We start from the raw sequence: 16,468 nt of genomic DNA, 5'->3' as shown, positions 1-16,468 counted from the left end.
ACCGGCTTTTTATTTTCGCGTGTGCACGAGGACAGATACAGGTAAAATGGGTGAGTAGCGATGTTGCGTGCCAGCTTCAAATAAAAGTGGCGGATTGTCTGACTTTTTCTAAAACTCATTTGGCAGGTGCTCAATGCGTGTAAGTGCATGTTAAACTAGTTCATAGCATGTTAATTGAAACATTTTTTGGAAGGTGGGGAAGGGCTGCATGTTAAGATTTGTGAAAGTTGCGCCGGAAGCTCGGTTGCATTATTTGGATCTTTTATTGATTGGGGATGAGGATCCGAATATGTTGCGGCGGTATTTGGACGCTGGCACGTTATTTGCAGCGATTGACGAGACTGTGCCGGTTGGCGTGGCCATGGTAGTGCCTGTGGATGCTACCACTATTGAACTGAAGAATCTTGCGGTACTGCCTGCCCGCCGTCGCCAAGGTATCGGTGCGAGCTTGTTACGGTACGTCGGACTGGTGTATGCGCCTGATTATCAGGATATGCTGGTTGGTACTGGTGATGTGGATTTCGAGAATCTGCGTTTTTACATGCGCCAGGGATTCCGGTTTGACGCAATCCGTAAGCATTTCTTCGATCAGTATGCCCATCCGCTGTATGCAGAAGGGATGCAGTTGCAGGACATGGTTGTGTTACGACGACGGTTGTTATTGACAGGTTCTGATAAAACAAAGGAGTAATGCTTTTGGCCAAAAGGCGCCGACATTTTACGTTAAAAATAATTCCGCTTGCTGCTTGGCTAGTCATCGGTTTCTTTGCGATCGGTGTGACGCTTGTGGTTGGTTCATACTGGGCCCAACAACAAACAGAAGTGACGCAAAAACAAGAAGTTGCGGATGAAAAGGCGGCAGTACGCGCAAAAAAAGTTGCCTTTATTAAGCGCTTGGTGCCGACAGCACAGGTCATGCAAAAGCAATATGGTGTTTTGACAAGCGTCACCTTAGCACAGGCCATTTTGGAATCCAACTGGGGTACCAGTGCATTGGCGAAGGACTACCATAACCTGTTTGGCATCAAAGGTACCGATCCAGCCACGACCAAAGTTTTGCGCACGCAGGAATATGTCAATGACAAATGGATCACGGTCGATGGCCGTTTTCGGGTGTATGACAACGACAGTGAGTCGATCCGCGATCATGCGCTGTTATTCGTTAATGGGACTGATTGGAATCCGCAACAATATGCCACAGTTCGTGCCGCTAAGGACTATAAAACAGCGGCAGCTGCTTTGAAGACGGATGGCTATGCTACTGATCCTGATTATCCACAAAAATTGATTCATTTGATTGAAACTTGGAATCTAACCCAATATGATAGCTGAACGTTCGTGTTTTAGTGATGCGGCAATCCTCGTTATTTTGACTTTTTAAAGCCGAATCACGGGGATTTTACTTATTCTTTTGATGAAAGCGGCTTCGCGTGTTTGTTCGGGAATTAGCGTGATTGTGTTGTTCCACACTGATTTTTATGGTAAGCTTGTTGAAAATTTACAATTAAAAGGAGTGCTTGTGGTGAAATTACTGGAAGACCGGATCAAAAAGGATGGCCAAGTAATAGGAACAGATGTCTTGAAGGTGGATAACTTTTTGAATCATCAGGTCGATCCTGATTTAATGGCAGATCTCGGTCATGAATTCTACCGGCGCTTCAGCAATGAGCCGATCACCAAAATTCTGACGGTTGAAAGTTCCGGTATTGCGCCGGCGATTGCAACGGCAATGGAGTTTCACAAGCCGTTGGTTTTTGCTCGTAAGCATAAGAGCTTGACTTTAAAAGATCATCTTTACACAGCTACGGTCTATTCGTTCACTAAAAAAACCTCCAATGAGATCGCTATCTCTCGCAAGTTCCTTTCAGCCGATGACAATGTTTTGATCATTGATGATTTTCTTGCCAACGGTCAGGCGGTCGAAGGTTTGATGGATATCATTGCACAGGCTGGTGCGACACTGAGCGGTGTGGGGATTGTGATCGAGAAGACTTTCCAAAAAGGCCGCAAGTTGCTTGATGAAAAGCACGTTCGCGTCGAATCATTGGCGCGCATCAATGCATTTGAAAATGGTCAGGTCATCTTTGCGCCGGAGGATTAGCCCACGATGAAGAATAAAGCGATTTCGAATCCTAAAGCAGCCGCATTGGGACTGCAGCATTTGCTGGCGATGTATTCCGGTTCGGTGTTAGTACCAATTCTGATTGGTGCTTCGTTGCATTTTACGTCTGAGCAGATGACGTATCTGGTGTCGATTGATATCTTCATGTGTGGTATCGCAACGGCTTTGCAAGTATTTGGCAACAAGTATTTTGGGATTAAGCTGCCAGTCGTTTTGGGCTGTGCCGTCCAAGCGGTGGCGCCTTTGATCATGATTGGCCAGAAGTTTAATTTTCAAACGATGTACGGGGCCATCATTGTTGCTGGGTTGTTCGTTTTCCTAATCGGCGGTGCTTTTTCAAAGTTGCGTTTCTTGTTCCCGCCGTTGGTGACCGGTTCGTTGATCACGGTCATTGGCTTGTCGTTGATTCCGGTTGCTTTTCAAAATCTTGGCGGTGGCTCAACAACGGCCAAGGATTTTGGTAACATGACCAATCTGATGGTCGGGGCCTTCACGGTACTTCTGATCTTAGCGATCAATGTCTGGGGCAAAGGTTTCCTGCATTCAATCGCGATTTTGGTTGGCTTGATTGCTGGTACGGTGCTTGGCGGTTTTCTTGGGTTGGTTAGTTTTCAGCCGGTGATTGAGGCCAGCTGGTTCCACGTACCGACGCCATTTTACTTTGGGGTACCGCAGTTTGAGTGGAGCTCGATTGTCACGATGATTTTAATTTCGATGACATCCATGGTCGAAAGTACTGGCGTTTTCTTCGCGTTAGGGGACATTGTCGGCCGTAAAATTGAAGCAGACGACCTGAAGCGCGGCTATCGCGCCGAAGGGTTAGCCGTGATGCTTGGCGGGTTGTTCAATACCTTCCCATACACCACTTTCTCGCAAAACGTTGGGTTGGTTCAATTGTCAGGGATTAAGACCCGCAAGCCAGTTATTTTTTCCGCGATTTTCTTAGTGATTCTTGGTTTACTGCCAAAAATTGGCGCTTTAGCCACGATTATTCCAGCACCGGTGCTTGGCGGGGCCATGCTGGTGATGTTCGGCATGGTGGCTGTGCAAGGCATTCGGATGTTGCAACAGGTTGATTTTGACAATGATAAGAATTTGCTTGTCGCTGCCATTTCGATCGGTCTGGGACTTGGCGTGACAGTTCAGCCACATATCGTTCAGTTCTTGCCAAAAACAATTCAATTGCTGTTTGGGTCAGGCATTTTAATGACCAGCTTGAGTGCGGTTTTGCTGAATTGGCTGTTCAATTCGCCACGTCGGACGCAAGAAATGTCGGTTGATGAAGGCTTGAACGAACGCGATTCAGATAAATAAAGTCAAAGCGAGGAACAGATGTGACGCAATTTATTAGTTCAGGTGCAACGATTGGCATTATCGGCGGCGGTGTGACTGCTTTTCAAATGGCGAATGCGGCCAATTCGATGGGCATGCGCACGGTCGTTTTGGCGCCGACACAAACGGATATTGCTTTTGAAAAGGCGGATATTCCGTTGGTGGGCGATGCCACTGATCGGACAGCGCTGAAAGAACTCACGCAATTAAGCACAGTGATGACTTTTACAGATGAGAATGTCGATGGTTCGTTGCTGGCGGAATTAGCCACTGCCAACCAATTGCCTTCCGGGGTCGACATTTTGACTGTCACCCAAGACCGCTATTTGGAAAAAGTCTTTTTGGACGATCTGAATATGAACATTTTGCCTTATACCCAAGTCATTACGCCGAATGATATTAAAGAGGCTGTTGACACAATCGGTTATCCAGCCTTGCTGAAACCGATTCAGAAGGGGATGGGCGTTGACCAGCAGTTGCTGCTGTCCACGGCAGATGACGTCGCGCGGGCACAGCAGTTGTTGCAACAGCGACCATATATTCTTGAGGCATACTTACAAGACATCAAAGAAGTCGCTGTGATCGTTGCGAAGGCGGGATCAGAAGTGCGCATCGGCCCGGTCATCCAGAATTATTTTGATCGTCATCAACTGAAGGCTTCATCTGTGCGCGCCGATGTTGATCCAGCAGTGATTGTTGAGATCCGGCGTATCGCTGCTAAAATTTCAGAGAAGTTAGCCTATACGGGCATCTTTAGTCTTGAATTTTTCTTAGCCAGCAATGGGACGCTTTATGTGAAGCGAGTTTATCCAGGGCCGAAATTATATGGCCATCTGATGCTGAATACGAGTGACATTTCTGAATATGAGCTGCATCTGCGCGCAATTCTAGGCTGGCCATTGCCGGAGTTGCAATTGGCTGAGGACGGCGTTGGCATTCCGCTGCGTTCAGAAGATATGGACGCGGTTTTGACTCAGATTCAAATTAAACCTGATTGGCGATTTACGTTTTATCCGACTGGTGGCGAGCTAACCGGCGAGATTCAGATCGTGGGTGATTTGAAAGCAATCAAAGCCAGTGTGAATGCGACTGGCCACTTTGTCATTCAATGATCGCGTGCTGGCAGTCGAAAACCAAGGATACCTGTTGTTGTTTTGTCCACTTGAAGGAGGAAAAAGCCTGTGATTCCGCGTTATAGTCGTCCCGAAATGGCCGCAATCTGGTCAGAGAAGAACCGTTATGCTGCATGGCTGGAAGTTGAAATCTTAGCTGCCGAAGCCTGGTCCAAACTAGGGGAAATTCCCGCTGCTGATGTCCAAGCATTGCGTGCGCATGCTAAGTTTGATGTTGATCGGATTCATGAAATTGAAGCGGTCACGCATCATGACGTGGTGGCATTCACGCGGGATGTTTCTGAAAGCCTCGGCGCTGAGAAGAAATGGGTTCATTTTGGCTTAACCAGTACCGATGTTGTCGACACGGCACAGGGCTACCTGTTGAAGCAGGCTAACGAGATTCTGCGTGCAGATTTGGCCGCCTTGAAGGCTAGTTTAGCGAAGTTGGCGAAGGCCCATAAGGATACCGTGATGATGGGGCGGACGCATGGCGTGCACGCTGAACCAACTACTTTTGGGTTGGTTGTTGCCACGTGGTATTCTGAATTGAAGCGAGACATCCGTCGATTTGAAGACGCGGCTAGCGATGTTGAAGCTGGTAAGATTAGCGGTGCAGTCGGTACCTTCGCCAATACGCCGCCTGCTGTTGAGGCGTACGTCACAGAGCAGTTGGGTATTCGCGCTCAAGAAATCTCGACTCAGATTCTGCCGCGTGATCTGCATGCGCATTACATTCAGACACTTGGCCTAATTGCGACTTCGGTGGAACGATTTGCTTTGCAGATTCGGCATATGCAGCGTACCGAAGTTCATGAAGTCGAAGAGCATTTCAACAAAGGTCAAAAGGGCTCGAGTGCTATGCCACACAAGCGCAATCCAATCGGTTCGGAAAATGTTTCTGGCTTGGCGCGCGTCATTCGTGGATACGAGACGCCAGCCTTAGAAGATGTGCTGTTGTGGCATGAACGCGATATCTCGCATTCCAGTGCCGAACGGATCATGTTGCCAGATGCTACCGGGCTGCTTGATTACATTCTCCATCGCTTCACCAGTATTTTGGACAATTTGGATGTTTTCCCAGACCGAATGAAAGCCAATATGAATCTGACGCATGGCCTGATTTACAGCCAGCGGGTGATGCTGAAGCTGATCGAAGCTGGCTTGAGCCGAGAACAAGCCTATGACTTGGTTCAACCCAAGACTGCGGTGGCATGGGATGAGCATCGCGCCTTCCGTCCGTTGCTTGAAGCTGATCCGAAGATTACTGATCGGTTAAGTCAGGCCGATTTAGACGATGCTTTCGACTACCACTATCACCTCAAGCATGTTGATGAGATTTTCAAACGAGTTGGTTTAGCATAAGCAAATAAATCAAACAAAAACGGCGAGTGCAGACTCGTCGTTTTTGTTTGGCCGCATTTTGCGCCACCTGTTGACCATAGAAAAAGTCCTGTTCAAGTTGTGATAGCAACGAGAACAAGACTCATTTTGTCAGGGCACTCAGCGTCAATACAGGCGGTTCCTGCCAAGCATGGTTAGGATTCGCATTTAACAAGGATTGATCTGTTGTTAAAACTAGCAAGCAACTATTGGTTTGTTGCAATGCATGATTGGCTTCAGTGAGGAAGTCGCGGGTAACATAAGGATCAAAGATCGCAGGAGAGCTGGTTAGCAGCAGGTAACGTTTTTTACCCATCAAGCCACGATAAAATTGCAAATAAATGCGTTGCATGGTGTTCAATGTCGCAGCTGGCTGGTCTAAGATCGGTGAATTCGTGGATAACCATTCAGGCAAGAAATCAGAATCCTTGCAGCGTCCATTGATGCAAAGGTTGTTTCGCACGCTGAGATAGTCAAGGATACCTGTATGCCGGCTATTAATGAAGCCGACTTGCTTGATGACGCCACCATTAATAAAATCGCGCACGTACTGATCATGCAAGGCAATCAGGTCATTCTCGTTTGAGGCATAGAGATACTGAATCGTCGTTGGGGTAAAAAGTTTGGCAAAATTTTCGCGATAGATATCAAGTAGTTTTGATCGAAATAACATGGCTGTCTCCTAACGCGGTAAGGCACGCCTTTTCCGAAGCATGGAAAGTGGTGTGACCAAACCTATGTTGGTGATGAAAATCACGGCGAGACCATTTCCCAGTGCTGACAGGAAACCGGTTGGCTGTGTCATATCATCAGTTTTGCTACCGTAATAAAAGAGGGTTTCACGGGTAAAACCAGTCAGGTGACGGGCAAAGAGTTGCTCAAATGCGTGGTTCATTGCGATGCTGTCATACTTTTGTTGTAGCAGATGGGCAAATACCGAACGATTTGTGGTCGTTAAGAAATAAATCAATTGATCATTTAATAAAACCACAAGAAAAATACTAACAATGAAGCTAATTAAAAAGCTGAAAATTGCTTCAAAGGCGTATTGTAAGCCGATCGACATACTGCTTTTTCCGACTAAATACAAAGCATCAGTTTCAGACCGTCGACGCCGCCATAGCCAAGCAGTTCCTGCAAGCCACAAAAGACCGTCAGCAAAAACAACTTTGGTCAGCATCGACTGAGCAGCCTGCACCATTTGAATGTGGGCTTGTCCGACCTGCGTACTGAGCAAAATCGTCTGCCTATTTTGTGTTCCAAATGAGTTCAAGCGTTGCAAAAAAGCTGCCTGAGCAGATTGGTCAATCATTTCACTTGTCATCAGCATGATGCTGATCAAGCAGAACGCCACTGATAACAGCATCATCACAATATAATAACGGCGATGATAACGAAATCCTGAAAACGTTCGCTCAAAGAAATGCATCTACCCGTTCACCTCACAAGCAGTATAAGCAATGAATTTGAACAAAGTGTGAACATAAGCCGAGCATTTACTATGTTATTTGAATTTATTTAGATGGTTGAGTTGTGACATTCACATCAGACGAACTGCTAGATTTGCTGCTGCTGGAGGCTTCAGTTTGATCCTGAACTTTATCTGGGAAGGTGGTGATGGGATCAGTGTCGTCGGCTAATTCAGGAGCATCAGTTTGGTAAAGTCCAGTTGTTGATTGGTCATTATTTTCGCTATAGAGACTGGTGCTCTTGCTGCCTAGATTGCGTTCGATTGACAAGACATTGCTGAGACTCTGATTGTAGTCATATTGGTTAGGGTTGACGGGTTTAAAGCCAAGTGGCACGTAGAAGCGTAAGAGATTGCGGTTAGCGACATCGTCTGAAAGGCTGAGTCTTGTGTCCACTGACTTCTGATCCTTGGCGATGGTTGCTTCAAGCGCAGGCGTCAATGTCAGCAGTTTACCGGTTGTATTATCGTAGACTTTACTGCCAAGTACGGTGTATTTAGAGGTGACAAAATTGTGATTACGGAAGGCAACGACGCTGTCGTGCTGACTGGACAGCAGATCGGTGCCAAATTGGACATAACGCGAGCTATCAATGCCTAGTAAGTGAAGTAAGGTCGGCAAGACGTCGATCTCGCCGCCGTAAGTGCTATTAACGCCGCCTTTAAGACCAGGCATGTGGAAAATCAGCGGGACGCGTTGCAACTGAGCATCATCGAACGCATTCCAAGTGCTAGGATCCTTGCCAAGCAACGGTGCCAGAGTGGTATTGCGATCATTACTAATACCGAAATGATCCCCATAAAGCATCACTAGCGAATTCTTTTCCAAACCGCTTGCTTTCAAATAGTTGAAGAATTCCTTGAGCGCTTCATCAAGATAATGAGCCGTGCGAAAATAACCGTTGATCGTGGCGTCATCAGTACCGGCGTCAGGAAAATCGGAATCAGCTTGGGTGATATAAAAAGGATTATGATTGCTCGTCGTGATGATTTTGGCATAGAAAGGCTGTTGCAGATGCTCCAGATACTTTGGTGTCTCGGCCATCATCAACTTATCTTTAATGCCATATTCAGTCGCTGCTTTTTCGTCATGATTATAAAAGTTGCCGGAAAAGTAGTCGTTATAACCAAGACTCTTGTATACATTGTCGCGGTTCCAGAAGCTAGCAGAGCCACCATGAAAAACAGCACTGGTATAACCGGCTCGTTGATTGAGAATGGCCGGCGCTCCTTCAAACGTATTTTCAGTGCCGAGACTGCTGAATAAAGAGCCATTGGCAATCCCAAACGTGCTGGTTTCTAGCATGTTTTCGGCGTCACTGGTTTTACCAAGACCAACTTGATGAAAGAAGTTGCTAAAGCTAAGTGTGTCTTTTTCTTTAATGAGTGAATTCAGGAAAGGCGTGACTTCTTGACCGTCAATTTTTTGGCCAATCAAGAATTGTTGGAAGCTTTCCAAATGAATAATAATGACATTTTTGCCTTTGGCCGTCCCAAAATAACTGGCGTTTGGAGCGGCATAATGTGACCGCGTATATTGCAATACTGGGTCAAGATTCGAACTGTCTGCTTGGGCGCGGACCTGATTGTTCTGGGCTGTTTTGGCAGCATCGTAAACGGTGAATGGCGCCAAGCCGAGATACTTAACGATATAATTCCGATCAAAAGTCCGCGTCAAAAGTTGCGGCCGATTCATTTCACTAACCGCCATGATCAACCCAAACAGCGCGATCCCAAAGACGGTGACCGCTTGCGGAAAGTGAAAGGGAAGTTGGCGGGTATCCAACGTCAGACCGAAATGCGGCCAGCGCAAAGGTTCATTGTGGATATAGCGCCAGATATTCCAAATACTGTAACTAAAATAAGCCAAGGCCACTAGCACAATATCAATTACATAAATGATATCGTGTGGTTTAACCATGCTAAGCGAGCTAGCTCCAAGACCCTGACTCACTTTAGAGACGCCAAGGACCGTGTTGATGGTCAGAAAATCTGAAAACTCACGATAATACAGAACATTTGCGAGCAATAGCAAAGTGCTGAGTATGTAAACAATGACGCCGATGAGGTAACCGCGGCGCGCATGCTTGGGATACAAGCCAAGCGATAGGAAAATGATCCCAGTTCCTAAAGGATTTAATAATAGCAAGGTGTATTGTAGCGGATCATTTAAGCCAAGTGAAAAGTCCACAAAGTAACCAAAGATGGTCTTAGCCCATACCAAAAAAAGCAGACAGGCTAAAAAGCCAATCCGGGTTGATCTTATCCACTGTGCGAGGCGATTTAGTCGTAACCGTTTCAAAGCGGCAACTCCTTTCCACTTTGTTCTTTGTCATTGTACCCGCAAAAGGGAGGAAGCACAAAAGCAGCGTCTGAGCCAACTTGGTTTTGGGGGTGGCAAGCGTGTCTCAATATCTGAAAAATGAGCTGTGCTTGCGAGCGTGTTTCTGAAGCAACTGCAAAAGGCCTAATTACCATTTTGCTTAGACCCTTATGTGTTGGTTTCTACGCTGCTTTGGGACAATGAGGCGAGAACGCTATTTTAGTGCTTTTTGATGTCCCGCGCCGGCCTCCCGACATATTGGTGAAATGATCTTAAATCTTGATCCCGTCGCTGGTATCATGGCAAATCATGCAATGATTAGCGTACCTCATTTTCCTAATGGCAGAGGGTGATGCTCATCATTCTTACAGAGTCTTTAAAAGTTGTAACACATTGTGGGTATCCTTCAGTCACTTTGCTACAATGACAACTGGAGGTAGCACAATGCTGTTTTTGGGGCCATTTTACAACTGGATTAATACAACCTCGCTCAGTCGCGTCAACCATTTTCCTTTGGTTCGATTGATTGTTTTTAGTTTGGACAAAACTATTCTATACCTATTGATCTTTGCAGCCTTGCGCTGCCTTTGGCTGTTGTTGACGAAGCGGAGAACCACTTTTGGGCGGGAATTGAAACTAGGCATTTTTGTCGGTTATTTAATGATCTTATTTGCTTTGACAGTTTTTCGCGATGTGTATTATCCGTGGCAACTGCACTTTCATTGGAATCGGCCATTATCTGTGATTAATATCCGACCGCTTGTTGAAACGCTTAAATTACAACATGCTGCCAGTCACTTCGATCTCTGGTATCAATCACTAGGGAATATTGCTTGGTTTATGCCGCTTGGCTTTGGTATTCCCTGGGTGAGCAAACGTCGACGGCGTCTCGCGGGCACGGTTATATTTGGCTTGCTGACGTCGTTAAGTATTGAAACCCTACAATTTCTGCTAATCAGTGGGGTAGCGGACATTGATGATGTTATTTTCAATGTGATCGGTGCGATTTTCGGCTATAGCCTATATCGCTTGTTTCATCATCGTAAATAAGCATGAGTCGTTTTAGTATTCATCATGAGTTTTCTGTGTATCATGAAGGTGAGCTGTCTCTTGGAAATGCTTTAGATCAGGTTGTGCTTGTCTTGCCGTGGGAAAACCGCTAGAATATTTTTTTGTGTTCAATTTTTTTAAATCAATCATTGAAATAGAAAGAGGCGCGTAATGGGATTTTTACTTGCGCTGATTCCAGCAATTGCATGGGGCTCCATTGGCTTGGTCAGTGGCAAACTAGGTGGCAATGCTTATCAGCAAACTTTGGGGATGACGTTTGGCGCGCTGGTTTTCGGGATCGGCACGTTGATTGTCATGCGTCCGGTCTTAGATACTAAAATTTGGTTACTTGGGATTGTCTCTGGGCTTTTCTGGGCATTAGGACAAGGCCAACAGTTTCAGTCCATGAAATATATGGGTGTCTCAATGACGATGCCTATTTCGACAGGGATGCAGCTTGTTGCGACAACACTGGCCGGTGCGCTGTTGTTCCACGAATGGCGTAATGGTCGTGATGTGACCTTGGGCATTCTTGCACTGGTATTGCTGATTGTGGGTGCAACGTTGACATCAAGGCGCGAACAAACAGACGACTTCACAACACAAAGTGGCGTTGCAAAGGGGCTGCGAACCTTATTGATATCGACAGTTGGGTATGCAGGCTACACGATTATCGTCAACGCTGGGCATCTTGGCGCTTTGGCCGTTGTGATGCCGCAATCCATCGGCATGATTATTGGTGCGTTATTAATGGGCATTGGCCATCAGCCATTTGCTAAGGCAACTGCCAAAAATATTTTGACAGGCCTGCTTTGGGGAACAGGGAATGTGTTCATGTTGTTATCGATGGCCAATGTTGGTTTAGCGGTTTCTTATTCATTGTCACAGATGGGAATTGTCATTTCGACTTTCGGCTCGATTTATCTGCTTGGCGAGCATAAAACACGCAAGGAAATGATCTGGGTTAGCTGCGGGTCGGCACTGGTGATTCTCGGTGGTGTCGTCCTTGGCATCATGAAAGCAAAGTAATCGATGAGAAGTTGCTCGATTGCTTGCTTTTTTACAAATTCAATTTTAAAGTTAACTTGTTAGAGTGTGAATTTGAACAAAGCATGGGTAACTGAATTTAAAAGTTTACTTGATGAGTTATTTCGAATTAATAATTGAATTGACGTTTTTTATGAAACCACTCTCATATCGACTTTTGACAGTTACTTATGTATTTAGAGGAGGAAGCACACGATGTCGTACATCAAATTTGATTCATCTAAGCTGGACAAGTTCGTTCATGCCAATGAACTTGAACAGATGCAGCCGTTAGTGACTGCAGCTGACAAGGAATTGCGTGAAGGAACAGGTGCTGGTAAGGATTTCCGCGGCTTTATCGATTTGCCAGTCAACTATGACAAGGACGAATTTGCCCGGATCAAGGCAGCAGCCAAGAAAGTTCAAGGCAATTCTCAAGTCTTTGTTGCGATTGGGATTGGCGGTTCTTATTTAGGCGCACGGATGGCGGTTGATTTTCTTTCCCAGACTTTCCGTAACCTTGACCCTGATCTGAAGTTCCCAGAAGTTTATTTTGCTGGTAACTCAATCTCTGGTACTTATCTGGCGGACTTGCTTGACATTATTGGCGACCGTGACTTCTCGATCAACGTGATCAGTAAGTCTGGTACCACGACTGAACCTTCAATTGCATTCCGTGTTCTGAAGGCAAAGTTGATCGAAAAGTATGGCAAAGATGGCGCAAAGGAACGGATTTATGCGACAACTGATCGTGCCAAGGGTGCTTTGAAGCAAGAAGCAGACGCAGAAGGCTACGAAGAATTCGTTGTTCCTGATGATGTCGGCGGTCGGTTCTCTGTGATGTCCGCTGTTGGTCTGTTGCCAATCGCTGTTGCAGGCGGTGACATTGACGAAATGATGCGTGGTCTCGGTGATGGTCGTAAGGCATACGCTTCAGCTGATTTGAAGGAAAACGAAGCTTATCAGTACGCCGCATTGCGGAACATTTTGTATCGCAAGGGCTATACCACTGAATTGCTGGAAAACTACGAACCAACGTTGCAATACCTTGGTGAATGGTGGAAGCAATTGATGGGTGAATCTGAAGGTAAGGACCAGAAGGGGATCTATCCTTCAAGTGCCAACTTCAGTACTGACCTGCACAGTCTTGGCCAATACATTCAGGAAGGTCTGCGCAACCTGATGGAAACCGTTGTCTGGGTTGAAGAACCAAACCGCGACCTAACCATTCCTGAAGATGCTAACAACCTTGACGGCCTTGGCTACTTGGCTGGCAAGAAGATGTCCTTCGTTAACCGCAAGGCCTATGAAGGGGTTGTTCTCGCCCACACCGATGGCGGCGTGCCAGTTATGACCGTCTCCATTCCAAAGCAGGATGCCTACACCTTAGGCTATCTGATCTATTTCTTCGAAGCTGCCGTTTCAATCTCCGGCTACCTGAACGGGATCAACCCATTCAACCAGCCAGGTGTTGAAGCCTACAAGAAGAACATGTTTGCATTGCTCGGCCGTCCGGGTTATGAGGATATGACCAAGGAATTGAACGCGCGCCTTTAATGGCAAGGGCTTGCGCGATTTGAAATGTGGTAAATAAAGAGCTCCAGAATCATGTTGTAAAAGTCCGTGGTGAAGTTTTGGTGAAGACTTCGGACTTGTCCACATGTTCTGGAGCTCTTTTTGTGTTCACTGATTTAGGTATTTTTCGAATTGTTGATGGTTTTCTTTCTTTTTTGCCGGAGAGATTTCAGCATAAATTTGAGTGGTTGAAATGTCTTTATGCCCAAGATCATCTTTGATGTCATCAAGGCTTAATCCTGCCTCACGCATTAAAACGGCATGCGTGTGTCTTAAATCATGGATACGGATGTGAGGGAGCCCAGCCCGATTGGTGATGCGATTAAAAGCACCGGTAGTTGCTCGAGATCGGAGCGGTTGTCCAAACTTGGCATCAGACGAATAGGTGAAGACAAAATCGTTATTGTGGCTAGTAGAAAACCGAAAGCCTTGTACATTGCCGTGACTGAAATGGCGCTCATATTGTTGTTGAAGAAGATCATTTACTCGAGCGGTCATGTATTCGGTTCTCTTAGAGCTTAATGTTTTGGGACGATCAAGCGCTATTTTGCCAGCGTTTGATCCAGTCTCAGCACGATAGATTCGTGTTGCATTAACTGATAAGGTATTTTTACTGAAGTCAATGTCTGACCAGCGAAGAGCCATGGCTTCACCCACACGAAGTCCGCAGTCAATCAGCGTCACAAAGAATGATAGCCACATGGGCTCTTTATCTTCTTCAGCTGCTTCTATAAAAGATCCAACTTGATCTTTTGTCCAAAAGTGAAGTTTTTTGGAATTGTCTTTAGCATACGCACTGAACTCGACACCAACGGTAGGGTTTTTGGTAATGTAACCAATTGCAACGGCTTTTTTTAACGCATTGTGCAACGTTCCATTGATGAGCTTTACTGTGTTAAGAGACAAGCCATCATTGAATAGACTGCTGATGAACTCCTGATGTTCCTTAAGCGTGTATTTGGCTAGTCGAATATCCCCAATTTTTGGGATGATGTATTTCTTAAGATTATATCGATAGATAATCATGGATCCCTCTTTGACATTAACCTTAAGCTTAGTGATCCACTGATTGAGATAATCAGCCATTAAAATTCTTTCAGTTTGGTAGTGAGAGTGGCCTTTGATTATTTCGGCCTCGGCCAAGGTGGCTTCTTGCTGGGCTATTTTTTCGGTTGGAAAACCGCGCCGATGGATCTTTATTTCTTTTCCTGTCTGCGGATCAACACCAGCGAATATATAGAATTCCCAGGCCTTTTTGCCATCTTTTAGTTTATATGAGCTAATTGATGCCATGATATCGCACTCCTTTTGAACTCTTAGAGTTTGTAATTCAAACGTATGTTCGTTATGTCCTTAAAATAAAACCCCGTTATGGGGTCGTGTTATTGCATCTTTCTAACCATCATCATGAGCACGCCGATGATGATAAAAACGGCTGCCCACCACAGGTTACTGCCGGGCTTATCAGGGTCAATTAGCCAACGAACCCAATGATGCCTGTGGCCAAACAGGGCGAAGTAGACGCCTATAAGAACAATGATGAGGCCAATGAAGTGTGCCTCACTTAATGTAACTGGACCATTCATAAGTACATCTCCAAGAACTGATCTTAGATTTCGTTTAGCTTACTGAACTCGATGTCATTGTTGTATCTAATCTTGACGGTTAGTGGTGTGCAACGAATGATGACGGGTCGATCATACTGTAGCGATTTTTGAAAAGTGTTGAGGTTTTCAGCAAAGTTTGGCAAGACCTCCTCAGCAGTCAATACAGCTGTTTTTGCACGTAATAGCAACGATGAGTGGTGTAGCTCATTGAAACAGTAAACAGCCACCACAGGCTTCTCTAGGACGTTGTGAATGGTAGTAGTGTCGCGATCAGTGTAAAAAAGGATCTCTTTAAGCGATCGGTGTGATTTAAGTGGTGTGAGCGAAACTATATTAGGGAAACCGGTATCGGTATCAAGCGTAGCTACCTGCATAACGGTACACTCTCTTAACAGTATATCGGCCTGCCTGATCGTAGAATTTGCCATAAGTAAGACTCCTTGTCTTAACTATTAATTTGATGCGGGTGGCGGGGCTATTAGCCGTTGATGGTGAATACAATTCATCTTTGCTATAATTAAGTGAGTTGTGTTTACTTGTAACTGAAAGCAGGTGACGGCATGAGCCGTTTCATTGATAGTTTGATCAACTTAACGCCTGGCCAACTTTTTATAAAATACTGGTATGTGTGGCTAATTATCGCTGTTTTGTGTGTTTGTGGAGACAGGTGGATTCATAACAAAGTCTAAAAACTGATTCCCTAAATTTGTAATCCTGTAGTAGGTGTCAATGTTGGTTCCATTCTCATTCATTGTGATGCTACCAAGTCTTTTTTCCAAGTATCCAAGATTGGTTAACCGTTCTAGCAATCCGATAGAGAAAAAATGATCTAGCGAGAGTGCACGTTCAACTTCTTCTGGAATTGCCCATCTGTTAGATGGAATCTTTTGTATCGCAAACATTATTTTTAAATCAATCATGTCAATCTGAGAAACCGTGGACATGAAAAACCTACTTTTCGACCAATCTACAGATTCGGGTGATGTGAGAATGTTCAAAAATGCATTGTGAAGCATAGATCTTTTTGCAAGGCTAGACTGTGATTCAATAATGTCATTCGTTGCTTCCATGAAATCTGATAGTTCGTTTGAGACGCTATCTATTTGCTCGCTTGTGGCCATCTGCGCATGAAGTTTATTAATATCTTTCGACAACTCATTATAGAAACTTTCGATTCGCTTGAATCGTTTCTCGTTTTTCCTTCCAAAATAAGCTGTTTGTAAGGCTGCCCCGACAGAAGGTATTGACGCTATGATGCCCTCAAGTGCCAGTTCTCCATATTCCTTGAAATTTAGGCTATCTTCTTTAGCTGACATATTTTCCTCCTCAGCCCTCGCCACCGGGGCTATTTTTGTACCCAATAAAGGCCCCAAGTAGGGGCCTTCAAAAGGACTACTTCATATTAGACTGAGTTTTCCCGCTTAAAGCATCATTTGTAAATGTAACGTTGAAGTTGGAACCTAGATCACC

16 protein-coding genes and 1 pseudogene are annotated in these 16,468 nt (G+C 45.3%); 9 read left to right on the top strand and 8 right to left on the bottom strand.

Annotated elements, in window-relative coordinates:
* Positions 1–208 precede the first annotated feature (208 nt).
* From ACWPAB_RS13535 to purB, 6 genes are all read left to right on the top strand, one after another.
* Entirely contained in the window at positions 209–691 is a 483-nt protein-coding gene (locus tag ACWPAB_RS13535) for a GNAT family N-acetyltransferase (protein WP_003569870.1), read from the top strand.
* The gene (locus ACWPAB_RS13530) at positions 691–1,332 is read left to right on the top strand and encodes a glycoside hydrolase family 73 protein (RefSeq protein ID WP_016367160.1); all 642 of its coding nucleotides are present in this window, start codon (positions 691–693) and stop codon (positions 1,330–1,332) included. The genes ACWPAB_RS13535 and ACWPAB_RS13530 overlap by 1 nt, the downstream gene beginning before the upstream one ends.
* A 190-nt stretch (positions 1,333–1,522) precedes the next feature.
* A complete protein-coding gene (locus tag ACWPAB_RS13525) occupies positions 1,523–2,101 on the top strand; it encodes a xanthine phosphoribosyltransferase (protein WP_003566514.1) in 579 nt (192 codons plus the stop codon).
* A gap of 6 nt (positions 2,102–2,107) precedes the next feature.
* Positions 2,108–3,436, top strand: coding sequence for a nucleobase:cation symporter-2 family protein (locus ACWPAB_RS13520; protein ID WP_003566511.1), 1,329 nt, complete (start codon positions 2,108–2,110; stop codon positions 3,434–3,436).
* 20 nt (positions 3,437–3,456) lie between these two features.
* Positions 3,457–4,566, top strand: a complete 1,110-nt coding sequence (locus ACWPAB_RS13515) for an ATP-grasp domain-containing protein (RefSeq protein ID WP_016382004.1) — start codon at positions 3,457–3,459, stop codon at positions 4,564–4,566.
* Positions 4,567–4,635: 69 nt separating this feature from the next.
* Entirely contained in the window at positions 4,636–5,931 is a 1,296-nt protein-coding gene (gene purB / locus ACWPAB_RS13510) for an adenylosuccinate lyase (RefSeq protein ID WP_003566506.1), read from the top strand.
* A 121-nt stretch (positions 5,932–6,052) separates the two neighbouring features.
* On the opposite strand, the gene ACWPAB_RS13505 is transcribed toward purB, so the two are convergent.
* The 3 genes from ACWPAB_RS13505 to ACWPAB_RS13495 form a co-directional block, all read right to left on the bottom strand.
* On the bottom strand, positions 6,053–6,622 hold the full coding sequence (locus ACWPAB_RS13505; RefSeq protein ID WP_003566504.1) for a branched-chain amino acid ABC transporter ATP-binding protein: 570 nt from the start codon (positions 6,620–6,622) through the stop codon (positions 6,053–6,055).
* 9 nt (positions 6,623–6,631) lie between these two features.
* On the bottom strand, positions 6,632–7,378 hold the full coding sequence (locus tag ACWPAB_RS13500; RefSeq protein ID WP_003585070.1) for a hypothetical protein: 747 nt from the start codon (positions 7,376–7,378) through the stop codon (positions 6,632–6,634).
* A gap of 85 nt (positions 7,379–7,463) precedes the next feature.
* The gene (locus ACWPAB_RS13495) at positions 7,464–9,719 is read right to left on the bottom strand and encodes an LTA synthase family protein (protein WP_003569886.1); all 2,256 of its coding nucleotides are present in this window, start codon (positions 9,717–9,719) and stop codon (positions 7,464–7,466) included.
* Between the two features lie 465 nt (positions 9,720–10,184).
* Here ACWPAB_RS13495 and ACWPAB_RS13490 point away from each other — a divergent pair, with 465 nt between their 5' ends.
* From ACWPAB_RS13490 to ACWPAB_RS13480, 3 genes are all read left to right on the top strand, one after another.
* Entirely contained in the window at positions 10,185–10,790 is a 606-nt protein-coding gene (locus ACWPAB_RS13490) for a VanZ family protein (protein WP_455692704.1), read from the top strand.
* A 171-nt stretch (positions 10,791–10,961) separates the two neighbouring features.
* Positions 10,962–11,819, top strand: a complete 858-nt coding sequence (locus ACWPAB_RS13485) for a GRP family sugar transporter (RefSeq protein ID WP_003566496.1) — start codon at positions 10,962–10,964, stop codon at positions 11,817–11,819.
* 213 nt (positions 11,820–12,032) lie between these two features.
* Positions 12,033–13,373, top strand: coding sequence for a glucose-6-phosphate isomerase (locus ACWPAB_RS13480; RefSeq protein ID WP_003566494.1), 1,341 nt, complete (start codon positions 12,033–12,035; stop codon positions 13,371–13,373).
* A 126-nt stretch (positions 13,374–13,499) separates the two neighbouring features.
* On the opposite strand, the gene ACWPAB_RS13475 is transcribed toward ACWPAB_RS13480, so the two are convergent.
* The 5 genes and pseudogenes from ACWPAB_RS13475 to ACWPAB_RS13455 all read right to left on the bottom strand — a co-directional run.
* Positions 13,500–14,684, bottom strand: a complete 1,185-nt coding sequence (locus tag ACWPAB_RS13475; RefSeq protein ID WP_012491423.1) for a site-specific integrase — start codon at positions 14,682–14,684, stop codon at positions 13,500–13,502.
* Between the two features lie 89 nt (positions 14,685–14,773).
* The gene (locus ACWPAB_RS13470) at positions 14,774–14,977 is read right to left on the bottom strand and encodes a hypothetical protein (RefSeq protein WP_016382342.1); all 204 of its coding nucleotides are present in this window, start codon (positions 14,975–14,977) and stop codon (positions 14,774–14,776) included.
* 23 nt (positions 14,978–15,000) lie between these two features.
* Entirely contained in the window at positions 15,001–15,426 is a 426-nt protein-coding gene (locus tag ACWPAB_RS13465; RefSeq protein WP_003574518.1) for a pyridoxamine 5'-phosphate oxidase family protein, read from the bottom strand.
* 204 nt (positions 15,427–15,630) lie between these two features.
* Positions 15,631–16,314, bottom strand: coding sequence for a hypothetical protein (locus ACWPAB_RS13460; protein ID WP_003585060.1), 684 nt, complete (start codon positions 16,312–16,314; stop codon positions 15,631–15,633).
* 76 nt (positions 16,315–16,390) lie between these two features.
* A pseudogene (locus tag ACWPAB_RS13455) lies at positions 16,391–16,468 on the bottom strand (DUF3862 domain-containing protein); the annotation flags it as partial.

Source organism: Lacticaseibacillus sp. 30 (assembly GCF_053819265.1).
This window is presented reverse-complemented; position numbering and strand designations above follow the sequence as displayed.

Coding starts and splice junctions, on each gene's coding strand:
- ACWPAB_RS13530 (WP_016367160.1), top strand. CDS start 691: ATGCTTTTGGCCAAAAGGCGCCGACATTTTACGTTAAAAATAATTCCG.
- ACWPAB_RS13520 (WP_003566511.1), top strand. CDS start 2,108: ATGAAGAATAAAGCGATTTCGAATCCTAAAGCAGCCGCATTGGGACTG.
- ACWPAB_RS13490 (WP_455692704.1), top strand. CDS start 10,185: ATGCTGTTTTTGGGGCCATTTTACAACTGGATTAATACAACCTCGCTC.
- ACWPAB_RS13480 (WP_003566494.1), top strand. CDS start 12,033: ATGTCGTACATCAAATTTGATTCATCTAAGCTGGACAAGTTCGTTCAT.
- ACWPAB_RS13485 (WP_003566496.1), top strand. CDS start 10,962: ATGGGATTTTTACTTGCGCTGATTCCAGCAATTGCATGGGGCTCCATT.
- ACWPAB_RS13470 (WP_016382342.1), bottom strand. CDS start 14,977: ATGAATGGTCCAGTTACATTAAGTGAGGCACACTTCATTGGCCTCATC.
- ACWPAB_RS13505 (WP_003566504.1), bottom strand. CDS start 6,622: ATGTTATTTCGATCAAAACTACTTGATATCTATCGCGAAAATTTTGCC.
- ACWPAB_RS13535 (WP_003569870.1), top strand. CDS start 209: ATGTTAAGATTTGTGAAAGTTGCGCCGGAAGCTCGGTTGCATTATTTG.
- ACWPAB_RS13460 (WP_003585060.1), bottom strand. CDS start 16,314: ATGTCAGCTAAAGAAGATAGCCTAAATTTCAAGGAATATGGAGAACTG.
- ACWPAB_RS13500 (WP_003585070.1), bottom strand. CDS start 7,378: ATGCATTTCTTTGAGCGAACGTTTTCAGGATTTCGTTATCATCGCCGT.
- ACWPAB_RS13475 (WP_012491423.1), bottom strand. CDS start 14,684: ATGGCATCAATTAGCTCATATAAACTAAAAGATGGCAAAAAGGCCTGG.
- ACWPAB_RS13465 (WP_003574518.1), bottom strand. CDS start 15,426: ATGGCAAATTCTACGATCAGGCAGGCCGATATACTGTTAAGAGAGTGT.